Annotated in this window: 23 protein-coding genes and 1 other annotated feature; of the genes, 11 read left to right on the top strand and 12 right to left on the bottom strand. The window is 37.2% G+C overall.

Annotated features, from left to right (window positions below):
* Nucleotides 1-93 precede the first annotated feature (93 nt).
* Entirely contained in the window at nt 94-1,275 is a 1,182-nt protein-coding gene (locus ACFQZ1_RS00840; RefSeq protein ID WP_377880211.1) for a NupC/NupG family nucleoside CNT transporter, read from the top strand.
* 268 nt (nt 1,276-1,543) lie between these two features.
* The gene (locus tag ACFQZ1_RS00835) at nt 1,544-1,825 is read left to right on the top strand and encodes a group II intron maturase-specific domain-containing protein (protein ID WP_377880210.1); all 282 of its coding nucleotides are present in this window, start codon (nt 1,544-1,546) and stop codon (nt 1,823-1,825) included.
* Between the two features lie 481 nt (nt 1,826-2,306).
* On the opposite strand, the gene ACFQZ1_RS00830 is transcribed toward ACFQZ1_RS00835, so the two are convergent.
* The 4 genes from ACFQZ1_RS00830 to ACFQZ1_RS00815 all read right to left on the bottom strand — a co-directional run bounded on the left by ACFQZ1_RS00830 (nt 2,307) and on the right by ACFQZ1_RS00815 (nt 5,407).
* Nucleotides 2,307-3,485, bottom strand: coding sequence for an NAD(P)/FAD-dependent oxidoreductase (locus tag ACFQZ1_RS00830; RefSeq protein ID WP_377880209.1), 1,179 nt, complete (start codon nt 3,483-3,485; stop codon nt 2,307-2,309).
* A 44-nt stretch (nt 3,486-3,529) separates the two neighbouring features.
* Nucleotides 3,530-3,970: a DUF1641 domain-containing protein gene (locus ACFQZ1_RS00825; protein ID WP_377880208.1), complete on the bottom strand. Its 441-nt coding sequence runs from the start codon at nt 3,968-3,970 to the stop codon at nt 3,530-3,532.
* A 550-nt stretch (nt 3,971-4,520) separates the two neighbouring features.
* Nucleotides 4,521-5,027 carry a ferritin gene (locus ACFQZ1_RS00820; RefSeq protein ID WP_377880207.1) on the bottom strand — a complete coding sequence of 169 codons (507 nt, stop codon included), beginning with the start codon at nt 5,025-5,027 and terminating at the stop codon, nt 4,521-4,523.
* 65 nt (nt 5,028-5,092) lie between these two features.
* Nucleotides 5,093-5,407: a MazG nucleotide pyrophosphohydrolase domain-containing protein gene (locus tag ACFQZ1_RS00815; RefSeq protein WP_377880206.1), complete on the bottom strand. Its 315-nt coding sequence runs from the start codon at nt 5,405-5,407 to the stop codon at nt 5,093-5,095.
* Between the two features lie 72 nt (nt 5,408-5,479).
* Here ACFQZ1_RS00815 and ACFQZ1_RS00810 point away from each other — a divergent pair, with 72 nt between their 5' ends.
* Nucleotides 5,480-6,058, top strand: coding sequence for an LOG family protein (locus ACFQZ1_RS00810; RefSeq protein ID WP_377880205.1), 579 nt, complete (start codon nt 5,480-5,482; stop codon nt 6,056-6,058).
* Nucleotides 6,059-6,351: 293 nt separating this feature from the next.
* Here the strand turns inward: ACFQZ1_RS00810 and ACFQZ1_RS00805 are convergent, their stop codons facing one another.
* A complete protein-coding gene (locus tag ACFQZ1_RS00805) occupies nt 6,352-6,792 on the bottom strand; it encodes a Dps family protein (RefSeq protein WP_377880204.1) in 441 nt (146 codons plus the stop codon).
* Between the two features lie 194 nt (nt 6,793-6,986).
* On the opposite strand from ACFQZ1_RS00805, the gene ACFQZ1_RS00800 reads away from it, so the two are divergent.
* From ACFQZ1_RS00800 to ACFQZ1_RS00785, 4 genes are all read left to right on the top strand, one after another.
* A complete protein-coding gene (locus ACFQZ1_RS00800; RefSeq protein WP_377880202.1) occupies nt 6,987-7,421 on the top strand; it encodes a DUF3920 family protein in 435 nt (144 codons plus the stop codon).
* A 111-nt stretch (nt 7,422-7,532) separates the two neighbouring features.
* The gene (locus tag ACFQZ1_RS00795) at nt 7,533-7,946 is read left to right on the top strand and encodes a MarR family winged helix-turn-helix transcriptional regulator (protein ID WP_377880201.1); all 414 of its coding nucleotides are present in this window, start codon (nt 7,533-7,535) and stop codon (nt 7,944-7,946) included.
* Nucleotides 7,947-7,995: 49 nt separating this feature from the next.
* Nucleotides 7,996-8,694 (top strand): pirin family protein, encoded by a 699-nt coding sequence (locus ACFQZ1_RS00790; protein ID WP_377880200.1) that lies wholly within the window; start codon nt 7,996-7,998, stop codon nt 8,692-8,694.
* Between the two features lie 157 nt (nt 8,695-8,851).
* Entirely contained in the window at nt 8,852-10,501 is a 1,650-nt protein-coding gene (locus ACFQZ1_RS00785; protein ID WP_377880199.1) for a M4 family metallopeptidase, read from the top strand.
* A 44-nt stretch (nt 10,502-10,545) separates the two neighbouring features.
* Here ACFQZ1_RS00785 and ACFQZ1_RS00780 read toward each other — a convergent pair whose 3' ends face one another.
* The 4 genes from ACFQZ1_RS00780 to ACFQZ1_RS00765 all read right to left on the bottom strand — a co-directional run bounded on the left by ACFQZ1_RS00780 (nt 10,546) and on the right by ACFQZ1_RS00765 (nt 16,046).
* Nucleotides 10,546-10,860: a metal-sulfur cluster assembly factor gene (locus tag ACFQZ1_RS00780; RefSeq protein WP_098308904.1), complete on the bottom strand. Its 315-nt coding sequence runs from the start codon at nt 10,858-10,860 to the stop codon at nt 10,546-10,548.
* Between the two features lie 133 nt (nt 10,861-10,993).
* Nucleotides 10,994-12,685 (bottom strand): methyl-accepting chemotaxis protein, encoded by a 1,692-nt coding sequence (locus ACFQZ1_RS00775; RefSeq protein ID WP_377880198.1) that lies wholly within the window; start codon nt 12,683-12,685, stop codon nt 10,994-10,996.
* A 392-nt stretch (nt 12,686-13,077) separates the two neighbouring features.
* Entirely contained in the window at nt 13,078-14,772 is a 1,695-nt protein-coding gene (locus ACFQZ1_RS00770) for a methyl-accepting chemotaxis protein (protein ID WP_377880197.1), read from the bottom strand.
* Nucleotides 14,773-15,245: 473 nt separating this feature from the next.
* Nucleotides 15,246-16,046, bottom strand: a complete 801-nt coding sequence (locus tag ACFQZ1_RS00765; protein WP_377880196.1) for a class I SAM-dependent methyltransferase — start codon at nt 16,044-16,046, stop codon at nt 15,246-15,248.
* A 145-nt stretch (nt 16,047-16,191) separates the two neighbouring features.
* Nucleotides 16,192-16,464: a binding site (T-box leader), on the top strand.
* 51 nt (nt 16,465-16,515) lie between these two features.
* Between ACFQZ1_RS00765 and metG the strand changes: the two genes are divergently transcribed.
* Both metG and ACFQZ1_RS00755 read left to right on the top strand, forming a co-directional pair.
* Entirely contained in the window at nt 16,516-18,150 is a 1,635-nt protein-coding gene (gene metG / locus ACFQZ1_RS00760) for a methionine--tRNA ligase (RefSeq protein WP_377880195.1), read from the top strand.
* A 219-nt stretch (nt 18,151-18,369) separates the two neighbouring features.
* Nucleotides 18,370-18,900 carry a hypothetical protein gene (locus ACFQZ1_RS00755; protein WP_377880193.1) on the top strand — a complete coding sequence of 177 codons (531 nt, stop codon included), beginning with the start codon at nt 18,370-18,372 and terminating at the stop codon, nt 18,898-18,900.
* Nucleotides 18,901-19,294: 394 nt separating this feature from the next.
* Here the strand turns inward: ACFQZ1_RS00755 and ACFQZ1_RS00750 are convergent, their stop codons facing one another.
* Nucleotides 19,295-20,200 (bottom strand): EamA family transporter, encoded by a 906-nt coding sequence (locus tag ACFQZ1_RS00750; RefSeq protein ID WP_377880192.1) that lies wholly within the window; start codon nt 20,198-20,200, stop codon nt 19,295-19,297.
* A 541-nt stretch (nt 20,201-20,741) separates the two neighbouring features.
* Between ACFQZ1_RS00750 and ACFQZ1_RS00745 the strand changes: the two genes are divergently transcribed.
* The gene (locus ACFQZ1_RS00745; RefSeq protein ID WP_377880191.1) at nt 20,742-21,356 is read left to right on the top strand and encodes a DedA family protein; all 615 of its coding nucleotides are present in this window, start codon (nt 20,742-20,744) and stop codon (nt 21,354-21,356) included.
* Between the two features lie 138 nt (nt 21,357-21,494).
* Here the strand turns inward: ACFQZ1_RS00745 and ACFQZ1_RS00740 are convergent, their stop codons facing one another.
* On the bottom strand, nt 21,495-22,511 hold the full coding sequence (locus tag ACFQZ1_RS00740) for a PspC-like choline-binding domain-containing protein (RefSeq protein WP_377880190.1): 1,017 nt from the start codon (nt 22,509-22,511) through the stop codon (nt 21,495-21,497).
* A gap of 394 nt (nt 22,512-22,905) precedes the next feature.
* Here ACFQZ1_RS00740 and ACFQZ1_RS00735 point away from each other — a divergent pair, with 394 nt between their 5' ends.
* Nucleotides 22,906-24,210: a cell wall-binding protein gene (locus ACFQZ1_RS00735; protein WP_377880188.1), complete on the top strand. Its 1,305-nt coding sequence runs from the start codon at nt 22,906-22,908 to the stop codon at nt 24,208-24,210.
* Nucleotides 24,211-24,248: 38 nt separating this feature from the next.
* Here the strand turns inward: ACFQZ1_RS00735 and ACFQZ1_RS00730 are convergent, their stop codons facing one another.
* Complete coding sequence (locus tag ACFQZ1_RS00730; protein WP_377880187.1) at nt 24,249-24,578, bottom strand: hypothetical protein; 330 nt, start codon at nt 24,576-24,578, stop codon at nt 24,249-24,251.
* Nucleotides 24,579-24,695: the final 117 nt, after the last annotated feature.

The following is a 24,695-nucleotide window of genomic DNA, read 5'->3' as shown; positions in this document are numbered from 1 at the left end:
AACTTATTTTTTTAATCTGAATTGTCAGACGTCTATCGTTCAACAACTAATAGGGAATGATAGATGAGACGAAAAAAAATGGAGGATTCACATATGAAATTTGTCATGTTTCTTGTAGGGTTAATTGCTGTATTTATACTAGCGTTTATCGTAAGTACGGATCGAAAAAAGATTAAATACAAGCCAATTGCTATAATGCTTGTTATTCAATTAGCATTATCATATTTCTTACTAAATACACAGATTGGATACTATTTAGTTAAAGGGATTTCTGACGGTTTTACTGCAATTTTAAGATTTGCGGACGCTGGAATTAGCTTTGTATTTGGCGGACTTGTAAATAAGGGAGAATCTACGTTTTTCCTTTCTGTATTACTTCCAATTATTTTCTTAGCGGTGTTAATTGGAATTATGCAATATCTTAGAATTTTACCAGTTATTATTAAAGCAGTTGGATTTTTATTAAGTAAAGTAAATGGTTTAGGAAAATTAGAATCTTATAATGCAGTAGCAGCAGCAATTGTTGGTCAAGGGGAAGTATTTATTACAGTTAAAGATCAACTAAGCAAGTTACCAAAAAATCGTTTATACACACTATGTGCTTCTTCTATGTCAACAGTATCTATGTCAATCGTTGGTTCTTACATGAAAATGATTGATCCTAAATATGTTGTAACAGCACTTGTTTTAAACTTATTTAGCGGATTTATTATCATTCACATTTTAAATCCTTACGATGTAAGTGAAGAGGAAGATATTTTAGAGTTACAAGAGGACAAGCACCAAACGTTCTTCGAAATGTTAGGCGAGTACATTATGTTAGGGTTTACAATTGCGGTTACAGTAGCAGCAATGTTAATCGGATTCATTGCATTAATGGCGGCAATTAACGGTCTATTTGATTCTATTTTCGGTATTACATTCCAAACGATCTTAGGATATGTGTTCTCACCATTAGCGTTCATTATGGGTATTCCAGCATCTGAGATGGTAACAGCTGGACAAATTATGGCAACAAAATTAGTAACAAACGAATTCGTTGCGATGCTTGATTTAGGAAAAGTAGCAGGTCATTTAACACCTCGTACAGTTGGTATTTTATCTGTATTCCTTGTATCATTTGCGAACTTCTCATCTATCGGAATTATTGCAGGTGCAACGAAGAGTATCGATGCAAAACAAGCAAATGTTGTATCTTCTTTCGGATTAAAACTTGTATACGGTGCAACATTAGTAAGTGTCTTATCAGCAATTATCGTTGGGGTAATGCTATAAAAAAGAAAAAAAGCAATGAGCTGCAGGCTCATTGCTTTTTTTGTTGCGTGCCCAGCTAAGCTAGGCACTGCTCACTGGTGAAAGTCCAGTCTAGGTAAGAATCAAGTCGCCTAGTAACTGACAGGCAATGGGGGGAGAAATTCTAAGATTGAAGCCCTGTGACAAAGTAACTTCTTACTAGAAGTGCGAGCGAATTAGCAGACCGTAACATAAAGTGAATCTTGACGCCTCGTCAAGAGCACCCTAGCAATAGGAGAAGTCGAAATTAGTGAATACGTGGGACGGAAAAGAGGGATTTAATTTTCTTGGATTTCATCATCGGAAATTTCCAAAGCATGTGAAGGGCGGGAAGAGAGTGCATATCATGGCACACGTACCGAGTAAGAAAGCCATGAAGAACATGCGAGAGCGCATCAAGAAGTACACAGAGCCTAGAAATAAACTGTACCTACAATTGAATGAGATGGTGAAAGGGTTAAACCGAATCTTACAAGGGTTTAAGAAGTATTATAGCCTACTCCAATGGGGCAGAAATGGCTTGGCAAAATAGGGTGGTAGGTTCTGGAACGACTGAATCTTTTCTGGAACAAGAAAAGAAATGTTCGAAAGAAACATAGTCGTATTAAGGATTTGATGAAGAAAACAACATACACACTCGTGAAAGTGGGAAGCTAGAACAAAACTGAAAGCCAAAGAAAGAAGAACATCGGAAATCCGTATGAGGGAAAACCTCACGTACGGTTTGATGAGGGGAAACCGGAACAGAAAAGAGATGGCAAAGCCACATCTGTTTCAGTTTTCTACTCTACTACCTCTGTGCCCGCCTAAGCATGGCGAACTGCTCTTTACCATTTAAAAAGAAAGAGGAGTACATAGATTATTTACAATACACAAAATCGTAACAAAGTAGACAGTATATTTAGAAATGTTAAAAGGTGTATGTCACTTTTTTGTTGAATAAGTTATGTAGAGAATTTTGATCAAATAAAAACCCGAATCATAGATAAACATGATTCGGGCTATCATTCAGATTAATAAGCTAAGCTGAATAATCCTTTAATGTGTGATAAGTAACGAACGTTACTTGCTTCTTTCATTAGAGATGCTGGTAAGCCTTTAAGTGGAGTTGAGCTTGCTCCGATTGTAGCAACAGCATCTTTACGTCCTAGACTTGCAAGTGTTCCAGAGTTTACTGGTGCGAACTCTTCGAATGCTTTGCCTTCTAGTGCTGCGTATAAGTTGTATCCAATTAACTCACCCATTTGCCAAGCGATTTGTGCAGTTGGTGGGTATGGACGACCATCTGGAGCGAAGACAACAGCGCTGTCTCCAGCAACGAATACGTTTTTGTGAGAAGTAGATTGTAAGTATGCATCAACTGTTGCACGACCACGGTTTACTTCAAGACCTGATTCACCGATTAATGGGTTACCTTGTACGCCGCCTGTCCAAACGAATGTGTTAGCAACGATTTTTTGACCGTCTTTTAAGTCGATTTCATTGCCAGCAACGTTTGTTACAGGAAGACCTGTTAAGAATTTAACGCCGCGTGCTTCTAAGCTAGTAGTTGCACGTTCAATTAAATGGTCAGGTAATACTGGAAGGATTTTTGGACCTGCTTCAACAAGAAGAAGTTTAACTTCTTTTGGATTTACGCCGTGGCTTTTTGCAAGTTTAGGCATAATGTCAGCAAGTTCACCAACTAGCTCAACGCCAGTTAATCCGCCGCCGCCGATTAAGATTGTAGCATCAGCTTCGTTTTTCGTTTTAGCGTATTCACGAATACGGTCTTCAACGTGTTTGTAGATTTTGTTTGCATCAGCAGCAGATTTTAATACCATGCTGTTTTCTTCTAGTCCTGGAATACCGAAGTAAGCAGTTTTACTTCCTAAAGCAACTACAAGTGCATCGTAAGATAAAGTAGTGCCACCAGCTAATTTAATTTCTTTGCTATCAACTGAGAATGACTCAACTGTTGCAATTTTAAGATCGATGTCTTTACCTTTGAAAAGTTTTTCTAATGGCATAGCAATTGCCTGCTCAGAAATATTTCCTGCTGCAAGGCGGTGTAGTTCCGTAATAATTTGATGTGTTGGATATTGGTTGATAACTGTAACTTGTGCTTCTGATTTGCTGTAATGTTTACGTACATTTAAAGCTGCAAGAAGTCCGCCATAACCAGCACCTAAGATGACAATTTGTTTTGACATAGTATGATATCCCCCGTCTTTACTAATTGTTGTGTAAGAAAGAATTATTTATGATTGCGTTCTGCAGTAATTTGAAGATAAGCGCTTACAAAGCGAAACATTTTTTGTGCTTGCGGATCTTTTAGCATTTTTAAAAGGCCAAAAAGACCAATAACTTCGTTGCTTTCTTCAGCGCGATCTTTCGCTTCGATAGCAGTTGCAGCAATGGTTTTCACTGTATCTTTTACAGGTTCTGCAAGTTCTTGGATTGCTCCAACAGTATCATTTTTTAATACTTCATCAGTAGCGACTGCTTGAGCGAAATCATAAGACTTTGTTAAAATGTTAACGAGCTCAGTTAATTTTGGAAGTTGTTCCACTAATGTAGTTAAAGACTCTTGAACCTCAGGCTTTAATAGCTCATCAAGTACATCAAGCTTTCCTTGGCTAGCAGAAATTTGTAATGATTCTTGTTCAGGCTTTGTTTGAGTGATTGTTTCTGGCATCTCCAATTCTCCTTTACGATAGCAATACTTCTTAAATTTTTGGGGAATGAAAGAAGATTCCCCATTATAGGTAAGATTTCTTCGTCCGTAACAACTCGAGGAAATTTGTAAAACTTTACACAAAGATTTAGGGCAAGATGCTCTTAAAGTTACTATTGCCGGTGAATATGTCTTTTCAAACCGTTGCAACATTCGAATGAACTATAAGTAATCACCGAATCTGAAATAGTAAATTTTAAAAGGCTAGTTGCGTCCTCTAGCTTATGGACTTGTCCAGTAAAAGACTTTGTCTACCAACTGAGTATATTATATACTACAATACACCTATGTTAACATAAAAATGATTATTAAGCATTCGATTTTAATGACTATAATCTACGAACTTACAGGTCGTTATATCTGTTGCCTTATTTCAATTTTACAATGTAAGAAGCATAAATTGACGAAAGCGGTTGATTTATGCTTTTTTTGTTTGCGTGCCCAGCTAAGCTGGAACAAAAAAGAGATGGCAAAGCCATCTCTAAGACATCTGTTTCAGTTTTCTACTCTACTACTCAGCTGGTGGAGTAAATGTGCGTTTGGCTAATTCGGCATCTAACATAAATAATGCATTTGAATCGTTGATGATACGCTTTAATTTTTGAATGGTACTATCGAAGGAAGCTTCTTCTTCAACTTGTTCGTCAACGAACCATTTTAAGAAGGTAATTGTAGCATGCTCGCGCTCATCCCATGCAATGTCAGATAGGTGATAAATTCGTTTTGTCACTTCGCGTTCATGTTCGAGTCCGATTTCAAAAGCAGCTAAAATGGATTCGTACTCGTTATTTGGATTCTCAAATCCAGTAATAATCGCACGCTCACCGCGATCATTAATATAATTGTAAAGCTTCATTGCATGGAAACGCTCTTCCTCTGCTTGTACAAGAAAGAAGTTGGCAAATCCATCGTAGCTTTCTGATGTACAGTATGCCGCCATTGCCATGTACACATGGGCGGAGTAAAACTCAAAGTTCATTTGATCATTTAATGCTTCACGTAATTTTGGAGATAACATAAAAAAAGGCCCCTTTCATATTATTACGATATAATCATATCATGATTGAAAATAATTCTCACTCATTATTCGAATCGCTTGGAGAGTTTTTTAACGTGCGTTTCCATAATATCTTGTAAATCTAAATTATATTTTTGCGCTAAAATAATAAGATTTCCTAAAGCATCTCCAATTTCTTCTTTTAATTCAGTTGTTAATTCTTCTTCGCTCTTTTTTCGTTCATCTGGACGATCACGACCAATTTCAATAGCACGCACGACGCGAGAAATTTCTCCAACTTCCTCCGCTAAAAAATTAACGCGAATAAAGGAATTATATTGTGCCCATCCTCGCTCATAATAAAATTGTTCCACCCAACTTTGAAACTCATTCGTATTCATCCTTTTCCCATCCTTCCAATATGTAGTATGATTACAGTGTAGCATAACAATATGTAGTTTTGGGGTGGAGTAATGAAACGTATTTGTGTATTTGCAGGATCGAATGTTGGAGAGCGTCCAGAGTTTCAAACAGAAGCTCGTCAGCTTGGAGAAATACTAGTTCAAAATAATATAGAGCTTGTATATGGAGGCTCTTGCGTTGGATTAATGGGAGAAGTAGCAAATCAAGTATTAGAACTAGGCGGCCGTGTAACGGGTGTTATGCCTCGTGGATTATTTAGAGGGGAAATTGTTCACCAAGGCTTAACAGAACTAATCGAAGTGGAAACAATGCATGAGAGAAAAGCAAAAATGAGTGAACTTGCTGATGCATTCATCGCACTGCCAGGCGGGTATGGAACATTTGAAGAGCTGTTTGAAGTCGTATGCTGGTCCCAAATTGGAATTCATGAAAAGCCTGTTGGATTATTAAATATTGCAGAATTCTACACACCGTTATTACAAATGGTGGACCGTGCAGCAGAGGAAGGCTTTATGAATCCGTCGAATAAAGAATTGCTTGTATCTGCAAAAACTGCTAATGAATTGGTTGTTAAAATGAAAAACTACAAGCGACCAGTGATGGGGAATAAGTGGAAGCAGTTAACATAAAGTGAAACTTCCATCAGTGAGCGATTTTTTCACTGATGGTTAGTTGAACCAATCGGGCTTTTATGGGCAGTTAGCCCCCATTTATCTTCTTCGCTTTTCTCTGCATCTTGAGGTGGGGGACTTACTGCCCGTTAATGCGGGATAAAGTGAAACTTTTTACTACCCACGAATAGCGGGATAAATAAAAAACCGAGCGGAATTGTTCCGCTCGGTTTTTTAGCGTAATAGTTGTCGAATATCGTCGAGGTATCGTGTCGAATTGTCGATATATTGCTGAGTCGCTTCCGCTTTTCTTATTGATTCAAGAATGCACGTAACATCCATGCATGTTTTTCAAGTTCTGTGTAGATGCCAAGTAGTAAATCAGATGTCGTTTCATCGTCTGCATCTTGTGCGATTGTCATGCCTTTTTTCAGTTCACCAAGCATTACTTCATAGTCTTTCATAATTGCTTCAACCATCCCTTCGGCAGTTTCGCCGTAAGCTGCTTCTTGAACAGAAGATAGTTCTAAGTATTCTTTCATTGTTGCTACTGGTTTGCCGCCAATTGCTAAAATACGTTCTGCAATTTCATCGATGTGCGTAGCTGCTTCTGTATAAAGTTGTTCGAATTTCTCATGTAATGTAAAGAATTGAGGTCCTGTTACGTACCAGTGGTAGTTGTGTAATTTTGTAAATAAAACGTTCCAGTTTGCTACTTGTTTGTTTAATACTTCAATAACTTGTGTATTCATAATATCAATCTCCTTCACGTTTTTATTGTTTTATACCAATTACTAATTTATAATTATTATAATCTAATAGAAGGTATAAAATCAACCCTTTTTGCATATATAATTTTAAATATTTTGTGACGTAGGTGCAGGTTTAAAACAGGGGATAATATGGCATAAAAGTAAAAGAGAATAAATAGAAAGGGGGAATGAAGATGCAGCTCCCATTTCAAAAGATATATCAACAAGCTGGGAACTGGTATGTACTTGATGAAGATTTTCCATGGGATATAAATCAAGTAAAGAGGGACGTGTTCTCATTAATTGAGCGGCGTGAGGTACCTGTATTTTTTTGTGATACGTGTGAAACGAATGATGTGTTAGTACGATTAGGAGAAGAGGAAGAAGAATTTTTATTTCCGCTAAACGGATTTTATCATAGAGAAAAACGTTTAATTTTTGTTTGTATGTGGGAGAGGTATGAGCAATTATTAGAAACATTGTTGCATGAGTTTCGGCATGATATGCAGCATGAACGCAAATTATTGTATGTCGGCAATGAAATGTATGAAGAGCGGTGGATTGAGAAGGATGCAAGAGTGTTTGCGAAGAGAAAGATGAGAGAATATATGAGAAGATGTGCAAACTAAAACATAGTGAATCCGGTGCTATGTTTTAGTTTGCACTTACAAAAAGAAAGTGGTTGACATTTTTATAGTTTAGTTCTAAACTATGGTTACAGAGCTTAGTGAGGTGATGGAATGAAAACAGATGAACGACTTGGTTTATTAGTATGGTTTCGTTTATCACGCTTTTACAACCAAAGTATTAGGGAAACGAATCAACATTTAAAAAAATGGGATTTGTCTGCTGCACAATTTGATGTATTAGTGCAAGTTGGAGCAGGGGATCGTTTAACGCAGCAAGAATTAGGACAAAAGCTTTTCGTTACAAAAGGAAATGTTACGCAGATTTTAAGTAAAATGGAGCAGCTTGATTTGGTTCAAAGGGAGCAAGAAGGAAAAACAAAGTATCTTTCCTTAACAGAAAAAGGAAAAGCACTATATGAAGAAGTTGTTCCACCACAAGAAAGATTTCAAGCAGCGCAATTTTGCAAGTTGGATCGCGAGGAACAGAAACAGTTGTTAGCATTACTGCGCAAATTACAATCATAAAAAATTTTAAATAAATATCTCAAATTCGAGATAATATGAGGTGAAGAATATGTTTAAAAAAGTTGATCATAAACAAATGGGAAGAGCAAATCATGGCTGGTTAAATACACACTTTCATTTTTCATTTGCAGATTATTATAATCCAAATAATATGAGATTTGGTGCACTTCGCGTTATTAATGATGATTTAGTAGCAGCACAAACAGGATTTGATTTGCATCCACACCGTGATATGGAGATTATTTCGTACGTAGTGGACGGAGCATTAACGCACCAAGATAGCATGGGAAACCGCGGGACAATTGAACGCGGCCATGTGCAATATATGAGTGCTGGAACAGGTGTCTTCCATAGTGAGCACAACTTAGGAGAGGAAACATTACGTCTTCTGCAAATTTGGATTTTACCAGACCGCGCTGGTCATACGCCAAATTACGGTGAATTTAAATTTGATTGGAATAAACGTGAGAATACATGGTTCCACATGGTTTCGCCAATTGATGGCGGTGCACCGATTGAAATTCATCAAGATGCAAATCTGTACTCTCTTGCTTTAGAAAAAGGAAAAGAGATTACATTCTCAGTTGGTGAAGGACGTCAAGCTTATTTGGTTCAAATTGAAGGAAGCGGCATTGTGAATGGTGAAACATTAGTAATGAGAGATGCAGCAGAAGTCATTGAAGAAGAAATCCATATTCAAGCAGTAGAAACAGCTCATTATTTAGTAATTGAGATGAAGAAACAATAATGAAAAATATAACACGAGTAGCGTCTATAGATAGCGCTGCTCTTTTTTTTGTATGAGTTTTGTGTCGAAATTTCCCAAAAAATCACAAAAGGTTATTCCTATTTTCTCTAGAATTGTATAAAAGTGTAAAAAATATTAGGGATGGGGAGTGTTGTTTTTGAAAAAGAAGGTTTTATCTTCAACGCTAGCTTTATCTATGGCTTTAGGGGCATTTGCGACATTAGGTACGTCACGTACATATGCAGAAGAGCAAAAAATTCAATACAACCAAGAATTCCAGACACCATCTTATATTGGAGAAGAGTGGAAAGCACCGGAAGGATTAGATAAAAAAGAAACGGTGTTTGAGTATCTAAAGAGTAAGAAAGACATGTTTAAATTAGCAGGAAATATGGAGAAACATTTTGAAATCGTCGGAGAAGAAAAAGACGCAGCGGCAGAAACAACGCATGTGAAGCTTATTGAAAAATATAATGGTGTTCCTGTATATGGCTCTGACCAAACAGTAGCACTTGATAAAAATAATAATGTGAAAGCATTTTTCGGACAAGTTATACCAAATTTAGAAAATAAAAATATCCCCGAAGCTGCAAGTATTTCTGAAGATGAGGCTGTAAATATTGCGAAAGCTGGTATTGAGAAAGAGATTGGAAAAGTAGATAACTATGATGGTATTAAGAAAGATTTATATGTATATGAAAAAGATGGACAATATTATCTGTCTTATCTTGTAAAAGCATCTACTTCAAAGCCGGCGCCAGGCTACTGGCATTATTTCGTTGATGCGACAAACGGTAATGTGATTGAAAAATATAATGCAGTTGATCATATGGCTGGATTTGGATATGGTGTGTTAGGAAATCGAACAATGTTTGAAATGGCACAGGACTCAAAAACTGGAGCTTTTTATTTATTCGATGGAACACGTGGAAAAGGTGTTCATACATTTGATGCAGAAAATATGGATGAAAATTGGTTCAACTTATTCTCACAATGGCTTGGATATACCGGTGAGGAAATAGAAAGTAAAAATAAATTCTTCGAGGATAAAGCAGCTGTTGATGCGCACGCTAATGCTGAGAAAGTATACGATTATTATAAGAAAACATTCAATCGTAATTCCTTTGATAACAACGGAGCGAAGTTAATTTCTACTGTTCACGTAGGGAAGAAATGGAATAATGCAGCGTGGAACGGTGTCCAAATGATGTATGGAGACGGTGATGGAAAAGTATTCATTCCATTCTCAGCAGGACTTGATGTTATTGCGCATGAGCTGACTCATGCCGTAACAGAATACTCCGCAAATCTAGTATATAAAAACGAATCTGGTGCATTAAATGAATCGTTATCTGATATTATGGGAGCAATGGTAGACCGTGATGATTGGGAGATGGGAGAAGATATTTATACACCGGATAAAGCGGGAGATGCATTCCGTTCTTTAAGCAATCCTGCTTCCATTCCAAATCCATTAAAGCCAACTGAAGGTTATCCAGATCATTATAGCAAGCGCTACACAGGAACATTTGATAATGGCGGTGTTCATATTAACAGCAGTATTAATAACAAAGCTGCATATCTAGTGTCTGAAGGCGGTACACATTACGGTGTTACTGTAAAAGGCGTAGGCCGCGCAGCAACAGAGAAAATTTATTACCGTGCTCTTACAAAATATTTAACTGCAAACTCAAACTTTAGCATGATGCGCCAAGCTACTATTCAAGCGGCTACAGATTTATATGGTAAAAACTCTGATGCGGTATATGCTGTAACGAAAGCGTATGATGCAGTAGGGGTAAAATAAGAAAAGAAAAAAGCCTGATCGTATTACGGTCAGGCTTTTTTTGTTTAATCGCGAATTCCTAGTGCGATTTTTGCCATGCGTGACATACGTTCTTTTGACCAAGGTGGATTCCAAACAACATTTACTTCTATTTCGTTTACTTCTGGAACATTTGTCGATAACACCTTTTTGACATCAGATACAATTTGACCAGCCATTGGACACCCGATAGAAGTCATTGTCATTGTAATAACAGCATTATTTTGTTCGTCGGTTGTAACGTCATATACTAACCCAAGGTTTATAATATCTACGCCAAGCTCAGGGTCAATTACCGCTTCTAAATTGGCATATACTTTATCTTCTAAAGTTTGAGACATACTAACACCTCTATTCATGATTGATAGTTGTTCTCATTATACAAGATAGGAAGGGAAGATGCAGTGATTGAGCTCACAGCATTTTTTTTCTAGATAAAAAAAGCATTCCTCATAGAAAGGAATGCTTCTCTTACTATTCTGTTTTAAAACGAGAAACGAGTGTTTCTAGCTCTTCTACAGTGTGTTTCATCTGTTTAGACATAGTAGACATATCTTTTATTACGTTTACTTGCTCACCAGCAGAGCTTGCGGTCTGTGTTGTTTCAGCTGCTACTTCATTAGAGATAGAAGCGATATTGTTGAGGGAGAAATTCATTTCCTCGGCACTTGCAGCCATTTCTTCCGCAGTCGCTGAAACCTCTTGCATTTGTGAGGCTACTTCATTAATTTTTTCTACAATCGTTGCAAAAGAAGAGCCTGCTTCCTGAATAACTGTAATTCCTTGAAAAGCTTCTTGTTGACCTTGTGTCATCATATTGTTTGCAGCCTTTGTATCATCTTGTATATGATGAAGCAACTGGTTAATACCTGTTGCAGCTGTTTTTGATTGTTCTGCGAGTTTTCGTACTTCATCAGCAACAACCGCAAACCCTTTTCCCTGTTCCCCAGCGCGTGCTGCTTCAATAGAAGCATTTAAGGCAAGAAGATTTGTTTGTTCCGCAATATTCGAGATCGATTGAACAGCTGTATCAATATGTTTTGTATGAGTGATTAGACGTTCGACAACTTGAGATGTAGCATTGACTGCTTCGTGAATAGTTGTCATTTGTGTGATTGATTTTTCGATTACTTGAGTACCGCTATTTGCATGATCAGAAGTAGTTACAGCAAGTTCAGCGATAGTACCAGCGGATTCAGCGATGCGCTGTACACTAACGGCCATATCATCCATTGCGGTAGAGCTTTCTTCGATACTAGAAACTTGTGATTGAATGCTATGTTCTAATTCAGACATTGTCGTTTGGATATGCGTTGTTGCATCCATAGAGATGGTTGTTTCCTTTAGCAGGCTGTCAGAAGCGGTTTTTACATCAAGAGACGTTCTCTGCACTTGTCCAATGATATGCTGTAAATTCTCTAGCATCTGATTAAAGGAAGCAGCGATATCACCAATTTCGTCATTGCTTGTTACATATAATCTTGCTGTTAAATCACCGTCTTGAGAGGCAAGCTCTTTTAACTTTGTATCAATTTGTTGAATTGGTTTTACAAGCTTACCAGAGAACGACCATGCTATGATGATTGCAATGATTGTACAAAGAATGAGAGAAATAAAGATAATCGATTCAACGAATGCAGATGAATCTTTTATTTGTTGGACGAGCTGATCACATTTCTTATTTTCATCATTACTATATTTTGTGAAATTACCGATTACTGTATAAACAGTTCCATTTTGTTCAGCGGTAACTTTTTGTGCTTCTTCCCATTTGCCTTCGCTAGTAAGAGGAATCACTTTTTCATTAATAAAACGACTCCACTGTGCTCCTAAATCGATGGTATTTTTTATATCTTGAGAAGTATTTGGGTCGTTTAGTAGTTTTTCTTTTGTATCGTCTAATAATTTTTCCATTTCGCGATACTTATCTAGCTCGGCAGAATCGTGCTGTAATAGATAGCCTCGTAACGCTGAGATTTGTACTTGATATGCCTCACTGCGTTCTTTTAAGAGTGTTGCTTTTGGTGCAATATCTTTTTGTAATTTGTTTGTTATATTTTGTTCATTTGTGGCAAAGAAAAGAATAAGAGCTAATGCGATGCCGAATAAAGCACAAATTGTACCCATCATAAACATAAGTTTTTTACGAATACCAATGTATTTCATAATTATAAGTCCTCCTTTTTAATAATTCTTTTATAACGATTAATGTATATAAAAATTTAAAAGAATGCTTTATTTCGATTGTGTTTGAAATAAAGCATTCTTCTCTCTTAGGAATTATAGCAGACACGATATAACAGGAAAAGTGAGAAAATGAAAGAAATTATTTATTTAGATATATCATGCTGCATAGGGAAGAATAGATAGACGTTTAATATTATTTATCTCGCTACTCGAGAGCAGTAAGACCCCCACCTCACGATTCAGAGAAAAGCGAAGAAGCTAGGTGGGGGATAACTGCTGGCATGCGTCCGATTGGTGAGAGCTTTCCATCAGTGTGGGATGAAGAAACCCCCTCACTGATGGAAGTTTCACTTTATAAAGTTGCTTCAGGATTATGACTCCGTTTTAAAACGAGCAACGAGTATTTCTAATTCTTCTACAGCATGTTTCATCTCTTTAGACATTATAGACATATCTTTCGTTACATTTACTTGCTCATCAGCAGCACTTGCAGTCTGTGTTGTTTCGGCTGCAACTTCATGTGAAATGGAAGAGATGTTATTAAGCGAAGCATTCATTTCTTCTGCACTTGCAGCCATTTCTTCTGCAGTCGCAGAAACTTCCTGCATTTGTGAAGATACTTCATTAATTTTTTCTACAATGGTTGCAAAAGAAGAACCAGCTTCTTGAATGATTGAAATTCCTTCCGCGGCTTCTATTTGCCCTTCTAGCATCATCGTGTTTGCAGTGCTTGTATCATTTTGAATATGGCGAAGTAATTGATTAATATCTGTTGCAGCTGTTTTAGACTGTTCTGCAAGCTTTCGCACTTCATCTGCAACGACAGCAAATCCCTTTCCCTGTTCCCCGGCACGTGCTGCTTCAATAGAAGCATTTAAGGCAAGAAGATTTGTTTGTTCTGCAATATTAGAAATCGCTTGTACAGCATGATCAATAGAGTTCGTATGTGTAATAAGGCGCTCAACAACTTCAGATGTTGCATGAACAGCTTTGTGGATGGTACCCATTTGTGTAATAGACTTTTCAATGACGTGACCACCATCATTCGCTTGTTCAGAAGCTGCCACGGCAAGTTCGGCAACAGTAGAAGCAGATTCAGCGATGCGCTGTACACTAACAGTCATATCATCCATAGCAGTAGAGCTTTCTTCGATGCTAGCGACTTGAGAGTGAATACTATGCTCTAATGTTGACATTGTTGTTTGAATATGAGTTGTTACATTCATAGAATGTGTTGTTTCCGTTAACATATTTTCAGAAGCTGCTTGCACGCTTGTAGCTGTTTTTTTGACCTGGTTAATAATGTTTTGTAAGTTTGAAAGCATGTGATTAAATGATGCTGCAATCTCTCCGATCTCGTCTTTACTACGTATAGGAAGGCGAGCTGTTAGATCACCGTCCTGAGATGCAAGTTCTTTTAGTTTAGAATCAATTTCTCGAATTGGTTTTACAAGTTTACCAGAGAACCACCATGCTAGTACAAGAGCTATTATTGTGCATGTGATAAGTGAAATGAAAATAATCAATTGCATTAATGTTGATGAATGCTTAATTTGATCGATTAATTCATCACGTTGTGCATTTTCCTGCGCTGTATATTTTGCGAAATTTGCTAAAATGGTGTCTCTAATTTCATTTTGTTGCAATGCAATTTTGGTTGCTTCATCCCACTTTCCTTCTCGGGTAAGAGGAAGGACTTCATTATCCATTACGCCACGCCATTTTGCACCCATGTTAATGGTATCCTTCAGTTCTTGTGGAAGACTCTTATCGCTTGTTACCTTTTCTCGTGTATCAGCTAATTGTTTTCCAGCTTTATTAAATTGCGCTAACTCTTTTTCATCGTGCAGTAATAAATAGTTTTGTAAACTAGCGGCTTGAGCTTGAAACAAATCTCCGCGCTCTTTTATAATAGTTGCTTTGCGAGAAACATCAGCTTGTAATATTTCTGCCTGATGTGCTTGGCTCGTAGCAAAGAATAAAATTACCGCTAAAGCGATGCCAAATAATGAACAAATGCTTAGTAGCATAAAGACGAGTTTCTTCCGAATACTAACATACTTCATTTGGAACCATCCCTTTTTATCTTTTTATTAGAATTTATATATATAATGAAAAGAGAGCGCTTTGTTCTGTATGAATAAGAGTTGCACTGTATTTAAATAGGGCATGGAATAGAGTGTTAATCTTGCACGTAATGAATCAAGATTGTTTACGTATGTTCACTGGAATTATAACAAACGGCATAGGGGAGAGGAACAGATGGATGCTTTTGTTCAGAGAATGTATACATTTGTATATAAAGTTATAAAGTTATTTTATGAAAATAAAAGTATGTATTGTATGAATCAAATTGTTGCTGTATAATCCCAAATAATCGATAGGAACCTGATATCTGTTAATAGGTGGATTTGTTGTGATATTGCTTTTGACTGTGTGTCAAAAACATATACGGTTATCCTATTTGATAGTAACCTTCAACCTCGACTTATATGCGCTATATAGAAGAAAAACTCTCTTCATTTTGAAGAGAGTTTTTCTATATATTTTTGGCGATTAGTGTGTATAATCCAGGGATGCGATATTCAATTCCTTCCGGAGCGTGAGGTGGAAAGGCCCATTTTTGCCGTGCACCGCATTCTTCTGTGAGCTCTTCGATACGGAGTCCTGCTTGGGCAATTTTTGTTACAATTTCTCCTAACGTCCATCTGCGAATTATATTTTTAGGTAAAGAGGAGCGCTCTGATTCTGATAAGAGCATACTGTAGGCTACATCTACTTCGATTACATTTTCATCAAAGTAATTACCATTTGCGATTGCTCGGTTATCTTCTATTTGCAGAAGCTTTGTATACATTGGGTGATAGTCGCGTAAAAGGAATGTTCCACCTTGTTTTAGTAATTGAGAAATAAGTGTAAATAAAGGTTCTAAATCTATGAAATAGTGGAGTACACCAAGTTCAAGTAATACTACATCAAATGAGCCTATTGTTTTTTGTATATCGAGTACATCAGACACGATGTATTCAATATGTCTTCCAGCAGCTGCGGCAAGTTCTCTAGCGTATGTTGCATTACTCTCTGAAATATCGACAACTGTTATTTCTGCCCCTAATAATGAAAGGGCAACTGCCTTACTTCCTTTTGACCCCATTAAATTTATAATACGTTTTCCTTTCACCTCACCGATGTAAGGTACATAATAAGCAACCTCGGCGGCCGGGTTTTCCTGTATTTGCTTGCCGAAAGCATGCGGCGTTCCATGGCGATTTGTCCAAGCTTCATAAGCGGCTTTACTCCAGCCAGCTTTATTTTTTGCGCTTAATTGCTGTTGATTCAAAAAGATCTCTCCTTTCCGTGAAGGAGTATAAATTCTTCGGGAACATGGAAATTCCTTCCGATAGGATGGATTGTAATTTTTTTTGTAATAACACGAACAAATAGTTTGATTTTTCTGTTTGATGTTATAAAATGTAAATTATATATGAAAAGCGTTGAAGAGGAAAAGTAGAATGACCCCATTCTTTCCAGAGAGCTTCGGTAGCTGAGAAGAAGCAAGAATGATCATTTGAACAATGGCCTCTGAGCTTCGTCCTGAACTTATCAGTTGATAATAGTAGGCGGCGACGAGTATTGGCTCTCGTTATCAAAGTCACAGTATACGAGCAATAGTTGCTCCGTACTTGCAGAGGTCAATCGTGTGAGCGATTGATGAAATAAGGTGGTACCACGACTGTATATACAGCCTCGTCCTTATCTTTTTAGAAGATAAGGACGGGGCTTTTTTATTTTTAAAGGGGGAATGTAGGATGAATATTTTTATTGGAGGCGCTTGGCCCTATGCAAATGGTTCATTGCACCTTGGTCATATTGCTAGCTTACTGCCAGGAGATATTTTAGCGCGTTATTATCGGTTAAAAGGGGACAATGTGCTATATGTATCAGGAAGTGACTGTAACGGTACACCGATTACAATTCGCGCTAAGCAAGAGGGAGTAAGTGTAAAAACAATTGCGGATCGCTATCATGAAGAATTTGAACGATGTTTTCAGAAGTTAGGTTTTTCCTATGATTGTTATACACGTACTGACTGTATTCATCATCATGAAGTGGTTCAACATATCTTTTTAGAGCTGCTAGAAAAGGGACTTATTTATAAAAAGAATGTAGAACAAACATATTGTGAGACTTGTGCGCAGTTTTTGCCAGACCGTTATGTGGAAGGGATTTGTCCGCACTGCAGTGCAGGAGCGCGTGGTGATCAATGCGATGCGTGTTCTGCTATTTTGGATCCGATAGATTTATTAGAGAAAACATGTAAACTGTGCGGCAGTGCACCGAAAATTAAGGAGACGGAGCATTTTTATTTTTCATTAACTTCATTACAGCAGAAGCTAGAAGAATATGTAGAAACAGTAAAGCAAAGTGGTACGTGGCGTGAGAACGCCGTGCAGCTGACGCAGCGATATTTACAAGAAGGCTTACAAGACCGTGCTGTTTCAAGGGATTTACCAATTGGGGTGAGCGTTCCAGTTGTCGGGTACGAAGATAAGAAGGTGTATGTTTGGATTGAGGCTGTGTCTGGTTATTATTCAGCAAGTAAACAATGGGCACAAGAAACAAACGATGATGATGCACCATTTTGGCAAAAGGATACACGAACGTATTATGTTCACGGCAAAGATAATATTCCATTTCATACAATTATTTGGCCAGCTATTTTGCAGGGGATACAAGCAAAATCATTACCAGAATATATTGTCTCAAATGAATATTTAACGGTAGAAAAAAGAAAGTTATCGACGAGTAAAAACTGGGCTGTTTGGGTTCCGGAAATTTTGAAGGAATATCATCCTGATTCGATTCGTTATTTTTTAACTGTAAACGCACCTGAAAATCGAGATACAGATTTTTCGTGGCGAGAGTTTATTTATAGTCATAATAGTGAATTGTTAGGAGCATATGGAAACTTTGTTAATAGAACGCTAAAGTTTCTTGAAAAATATTACGAGAATATTGTACCAACTGGACAAATCAATCAAGAAATTGAAGAAAAGCTAAAAGGATTATATGTGGAAGTAGGACGATTGATTGAAAAAGCGCATTTTAAACAAGCGCTAGAAATCATTTTTGAAACGATTCGCTATGCGAATAAATATTTCGATGAAAGACAGCCATGGAAACAAATTAAAGAAGAAAGGATAGAATGTGACGAGACAATGCGAAATTGTATGCATTTTATAGTGAATTTTGCACAGTTACTAGCACCGTTTCTTCCGTTTTCATCTGCACAAGTACAACAGATGTTAGAAGTTTCTCAGAGCAAATGGAATTACATTGCTGAATGCCCAGCTTGTATTTCGAATGTGTCACCTCTATTTGAACGTATTGATGTGAAGAAAATTGAGGAGGAAGTAGAAAAGCTGTACGGGTCTTTAGGATAAAATAAATATCTAATTAGGTTAAAAAGCGTGAAATTCGTATATGTTTGAGAGAACTTTAAGATTTTATGAATTTGTCCAAGCAGTTTTTTGAAATTTTCATTTTATAGTAAAGGGAGCTATTCATATTTTAATGGAAAAGTTAAGGAATCAGGGCATATAAAAACGTTAAAATATGAAAGCCCCTTCTATTATCTCTATAAAAAGGAGGGAAATTTGAAAATGGATTTTGGTAAAAAACATGAAAATGATGAACGGCCGACTGTCGTTTTTGAAAGAGACGGAGAAAGATTTGTTGTCATGCCTTCTCCATCTGAAAAAAAGAAGAATGTGATTGTCATCAACAACCAGTTTACTAGTGCACCAAATACTACACAAATCGCGAGCGGGGCTGGACGAAACAGTGCTGCAGGGAATAATGCTGCTCTTGATTCATCGAATAGTGAACAACAACAAAGTGTGGGAGCTGAGGGAACAGCGAGAAATACAGGTATAGAAGGTAATCAGGTTGAACCGCACAATGAACATGGACATGGCCACGATGAGCAAGAAAATGTGATTATTATCAATAATCAAGTCGATATGGGTAAGGAACAATCTTCTGCTACTCAGGTTGCAAGCGGGGCTGGAAAAGACAGTACAGCTGGAACAAATGCGGCAATTGAAAGTTCCAATACGAAACAGCAACACGCTGTTGGTGGCGCTGGTACGGCAGAAAACGATGGTGAGAGAGGCGACCAAATAGAAGCCTAACCTAACTCCCTGAAACAAGCCTAAAGAAAATTAACTTCTTATAATTTGCGTTATCGCGATGACATCCTAAGCTTGCTACAAAGCACGAATCAAGATATTATTTCTTACCTTCAGGAATAAATGGCAAGTAAGGTATTGAGCTAATGAGTACTTTAGTAACTATCGATAGCATTAATTATGTGAATGAAAAGTCCCTTCAGATCTTAAAATGTACCCTTTGTAAAGGACATTAAAAAAGTCTAGGTGACTTTAAGAAGATGATCTCTGTATTGCACAGGGGTCATCTTTTTTTATCCCGCTATTCGTAGGCAGTAAGACCCCACCTCAAGATTCAAAGAGAAACGGGGAAGATAGGTGGGGGATGAAGAAAATCCCCACTGATTAAAGTTTCACTTTATGAGACAGCACGCTGAACGCTTTTTCGTTTTTCTTTTCTCATTGTGAGATATTGCGGCGCAGCGATGCCAAGTAAAATGCAAATAATTCCGCACCATTGCAGCGGTGATACAACTTCATGTACAAGAGTAATAGAAGCAATGATAGCGGTTGGTAATTCAGCAGCTCCCAAAATGGTGCCAAGTCCTGTACCTACTTTCGGTACACCGATTGAGAAGCAAATAACGGGAACGACAACGCCAAATAAACCTAGAAAGAGCCCGTATTTCCAAAGCCCAGCTTGCAGCGCTCCATTTGTTAAAAAGGTTGGCGGAAATATAAGGCACACAATAAGAGCAGCACTTGTTGTCATAAGGAAGCTTTTTGTATAAGGTGGTACGTCTGTTGCGATGCGGCCGCTTGCGAATATATAAAACGAAAAGGAAACAGCAGCGAGCAACCCGAAGATGATTCCTCTTGTTGATAAGCTATGTCCTAATCCTTCAAAGACACCACCGGCAAAGAGTGTACCGATGAATAAAATGATAATAGATACAATTTTTTCTCGGCTTGGGAACGTCTTGTTTGCTACTGCTTCAATAAGGACACCAATCCATGTGAATTGAAATAGTAGGACAACCGCAATGGATGCCGGTAATTCTTCAACAGAAATCGCGTAGAAAATTCCTGTCATACTCATTGTTGATCCGACTGTTAACAGAGAAAAGAATTGTTTTTTTGTTACTGTATGACGTGAGAAGAACAGGACGAGTAGTAACAGTCCTACCCAGCCAAACACATATTGTCCGCCTAGCAATTCATGGGCAGAAAAACCATCTAAAAAGCCGAGTTTAAAGATCGTAGAAAGAACGCCGTAGCTACAGGCGCCAAATAATACTAGTAATGAATAATTCAGTTTTCCCATAATAGATCCCCCTTTGTAGAATAAAAAACGCCCGCTGTCCATAAATGGACAACGGGCGAACGAAACAGAGTCAAGGCTCTACAAAATTTCACCTCTCACAAGCAAGTGTGAGTTTGGATATTACATTCTATATAAGATTGTAGCTGTCATCCTTTTTTTCGTCAATATATGAAAAGCAGGATGTAAGGAACTGTATTTTGAAATATAAAGTATTACGGATGTATGGAAGGTGAGAGAAGATATTCGTTTTTACAAGAATGACGCAAGAAGAAGCAGAAGAAGAAATTGCAGCATGTAATGAGCGAGCGGTTAAGGTGTATAAGAAAGCTGGATTTGTGCCGGTTCAAACGTTTCTGTAGTAAACAATTGGGAGTGAGTATGAGTTTGTAGAGATGATTTCCAAATAGTATATAAAAAACTCTCCTTACAAAAATGTAATCTTACTGTAAGCCATTACGATGGTAGTTTCGACAAAATCTATTATACAATAAAGGTACAAAATCAGTACGTGCTAGAAGAATGAGGAGAAGGAGAGAGTGATATGGAATGGATTCATGACTTGTTTCAACAGCACGCATACTATGTTGTACTTATTGGATTGATGCTAGAGTATATTGCACTTCCGTTTCCGGGAGAGCCGACATTAGCGTATGCAGGGTATTTGGCACATACTGGTGAGTTACATCTAGTACCACTAATCTTTTTATCTTTTGTGGGAACAAGTGTAGGCATGACAATTCAGTACTTTGTAGGAAATAAGCTTGGGATGCCATTTATACAAAGGTACGGAAAATATGTCTTTTTAACACAGCGTAAAATTGATCTAACGAATAAATGGTTTGATAAGTACGGTTACTTTTTAATTTTTATTGGTTTCTTTATTCCTGGTGTACGTCATTTTACTGGATACTTTGCAGGAATTATTAATTTACCACTTCGCCGCTTCGCGATGACGATTTATTCTGGAGCACTGCTTTGGGCATCATTCTTCTTAGTAGGCGGTTATTGGTTAGGTGGAAACTTAGATAATATTTTTGGAGCAATTGAAGGCCATATTGGAAAGATTATTATTGGTGTTGTTGTGGTCGTGGCAGTAGGTTTAGCGATAGGATTCCGTAAACAAATTAGACGCGCACTTGTGCAAACAGTAAATTGAAAATATCCATTCTATGTCAAGAAAAGCAATGCTTAAAAGAGAAGCGTTGCTTTTTTGTTATGTAAATCCCTTTGTCGCATAGAAAAAAGAGGAGAGTTAGCAAGGTATGCTAGTTCTCCTCTTTTTATTTATGAAACCTTATCTTTTATAGATTGGTAGAGTATGTTTCCCTTGAATTAAGTTCCACTCATCATTACTTTTTAGAAGCTTAACATTTAATAATACTTTGCCATCTGCGATTTCAATATCAATTTGACCTTGTTTACCAAATTGATCAAAATCTAAAGTTGCTTTATTATTTTTGAATGTTACAGTACCGTCTACATATGCTATATCTTCAGCGTTATCGGAATAAGAAGATACGCCGACAACTGCTTCGTTTTCAGAGATAGGACTAATTTGCATCATTGTGAAAGCTGGACCGATATACGGTGGTTTTTTCGGCAGTTCTTGTTCTGACCATGTTCCTTGCACGTTATATAGAATAGAAGTTGGTTTTGCATCAGAGTTCCATGCACCATCTTTATCGAGATAGTACCAATGTAATCGATCGTCGACAAACCATCCAGTTTTCATAGCGCCGCTTTTATCAAGGAAGTACCATTTGTTTTGATCAAGAACCCAGTCTGTTTGCATAACACCCTTTGCATTTAAAAAGTACCATTTGTTTTGATCAAGAACCCACCCAGTTTTCATAGCACCGTCGTTATTTAAATAGTACCAATCATATGGTGAATCTTGATGCCATCCAGTTCTCATGACCCCGTTTTTGTCAAGAAAATACCATTTGCCATTATCAAAAATCCATCCATACTGCACAGCACCATTTTTATTAAGGAAGTACCACTTTCCATCTTGTTTTAGCCATCCAGTGTGCATAGCGCCACTTTTATCTAGAAAATACCAATTCGGTCCTTCTTGATGCCATCCAGTTTTCATAACTCCATTGTTTTCAGCAAGGAAATACCAATTGTTACTTGTGTTTATCCATCCTGTTGCTGTTTTTCCATTTATGTAATAATACCATGCTTGTTGTTTTTGTACCCAACCAGTTACGGGAGTAGATTGTTTAGTTGTCTCTGCATAAGCATGAGGCTGTATTGCGCTAAACAATATACCTGCAGCAAATAACATACCAGCAATTTGTTTTTTCATAATTATCTGCTCCTTTATTGGGGAATTCTCTTTCCCTACTACTAATATATCTAGTTATTAAAACAAATTCAATACTTTTATTACAGGGATGTTACAAAATTGTTAAAAATATTTCTTGAATATGTATGAAATGTTTCTTTTGGTAAGGGTATTATTCATTAGTATTTGTTAATACCGAATAAAATCACCGTTACCATTAGTATGCAAAGGAGTTCTAAAATATTTCTTGCTAGCTGTTTCTATTCCCTTCTATTATAGAAGAAAGAAATTCGTCAAAATCAGCAGTGTGATTTTGATTCGCTAGCATTTTTTTATAGGATGCTAGGAAAGTCTTTTAGTTAAATATTTTAAAAGTGTAAGTGTATATTTTGCAAAGAAAAAGAGGAGAAATGTAATGAGACGAATTATTGCATCAATATGTGTAGCAGGAAGTTTATTAATAGCACCTATACAAAGTTTTGCAGAAGTAAATACAGGTGGAAATCAGCAAGCTGTTGTAAAAGATGGCTGGGTGTTTGAACAAAACAATTGGTATTATTATGCGAACAATGTGCCAGTAAGCGGCTGGCAAAAAATTCAGGGAACATGGTATTACTTTGCGAGTAACGGTGTAATGAAAACAGATTGGTATTTTGATGGAACGAATTGGTTTTATATGAATAGCAATGGTGGAATGGAAACAGGCTGGCAAAAGATTCAAGGAACGTGGTATTACTTTGCGAGTAATGGTGTAATGAAAACAGGTTGGTATTTTGATGGAACGAATTGGTTTTATATGAATAGCAATGGTGGAATGGAAACAGGCTGGCAAAAGATTCAAGGAACGTGGTATTACTTTGCGAGTAATGGTGTAATGAAAACAGGTTGGTATTTTGATGGAACGAATTGGTTTTATATGAATAGCAATGGTGGAATGGAGACAGGCTGGCAAAAGATTCAAGGAACGTGGTATTACTTTGCGAGTAATGGTGTAATGAAAACAGATTGGTATTTTGACGGAACAAATTGGTTTTATATGAATAACAATGGTGGAATGGAGATTGGTTGGCAGAAAATAGGTGGGACATGGTATTACTTTGAGAATAACGGTGTATGGGTTGCAAGCAATGCTGCTGACTATTTATATACAATAGGAGAAAATCAACAGCTTATTCTTGTGACAGCAAATGATTACGGAACTAGTAAGGCGAAAATTCAAACATTCGAGAAACGAAATAATAAATGGTATCCGGTGTATGCTGCTATGCAGGGATATATTGGACGCGACGGATTTGCTTATACGATGTCAGAAGGAGGAAAAAGTTCTCCGCGCGGTAAATATACAATTGGAACAGCTTTCGGTCGCTACGGTAACCCAGGAACAAAACTACCATATCGACAAATTACGTCAAATGATGTTTGGGTGGATGATTCTAATTCATCTTTATATAATACGTGGCAGCAAAAACCAGCGAATGGTCGTTGGAGCAGTGCCGAAAACATGGATATTCCTCAATATGATTATGGGTTTGTGATTAACTATAATACAGAACGAATAGCTGGAGCTGGTTCGGCAATTTTCTTCCATATTTCAGATATGTATACATACGGTTGTACAGCGACATCTCGGGAAAATGTTCTTTCTGTTTTACGATGGTTAGATCCTGCTAAAAGTCCTGTGATTGTGCAAACACCGGAGAGTGAACTGAAATATTACTAAACGAAAGAAAGAGTCCGTCATGGAAGACGGGCTCTTTTTTAAAACATAAAGCCAGAGATGAAAGAGAACCAAAAAGCAGTGATACATATTTGTATAAGGCTCATTATAGCTGTTGTTTTTTGCTTTTTAACTACACTTATACCAAAAAGTATGGCGTAAAGAACAATAAGAGTAGTCCAAAATAGGGAGAGAGAAATGTTAATAAGTAATTGAGGTTCAGGTTTTCCAAGAAGTAAGAACAGAATAGGAGTAAAAATCAAAAGGAATGGAATACAAGCTAGTAGTGTAAACATTGTATTTCTATGACGGATACCTTGAATTACTAATAGAATTGCAATCAATATCATAAGTAGAAGTAAAGCTGCCATAATTTATGCTCCTTTTATAATAAAAGTGTAATTTTACACTTTTATTATAGGGCATAGCATGAAATCTGTAAATATTTTCATAAAGTGAGACTTCCATCAGTGTTGGGGCTTACTGTC

This window comes from Bacillus sp. CGMCC 1.60114, from assembly GCF_042676365.1.
In the GTDB taxonomy this organism is placed as follows: Bacteria; Bacillota; Bacilli; order Bacillales; family Bacillaceae_G; genus Bacillus_A; species Bacillus_A rhizoplanae_A.
This window is presented reverse-complemented; position numbering and strand designations above follow the sequence as displayed.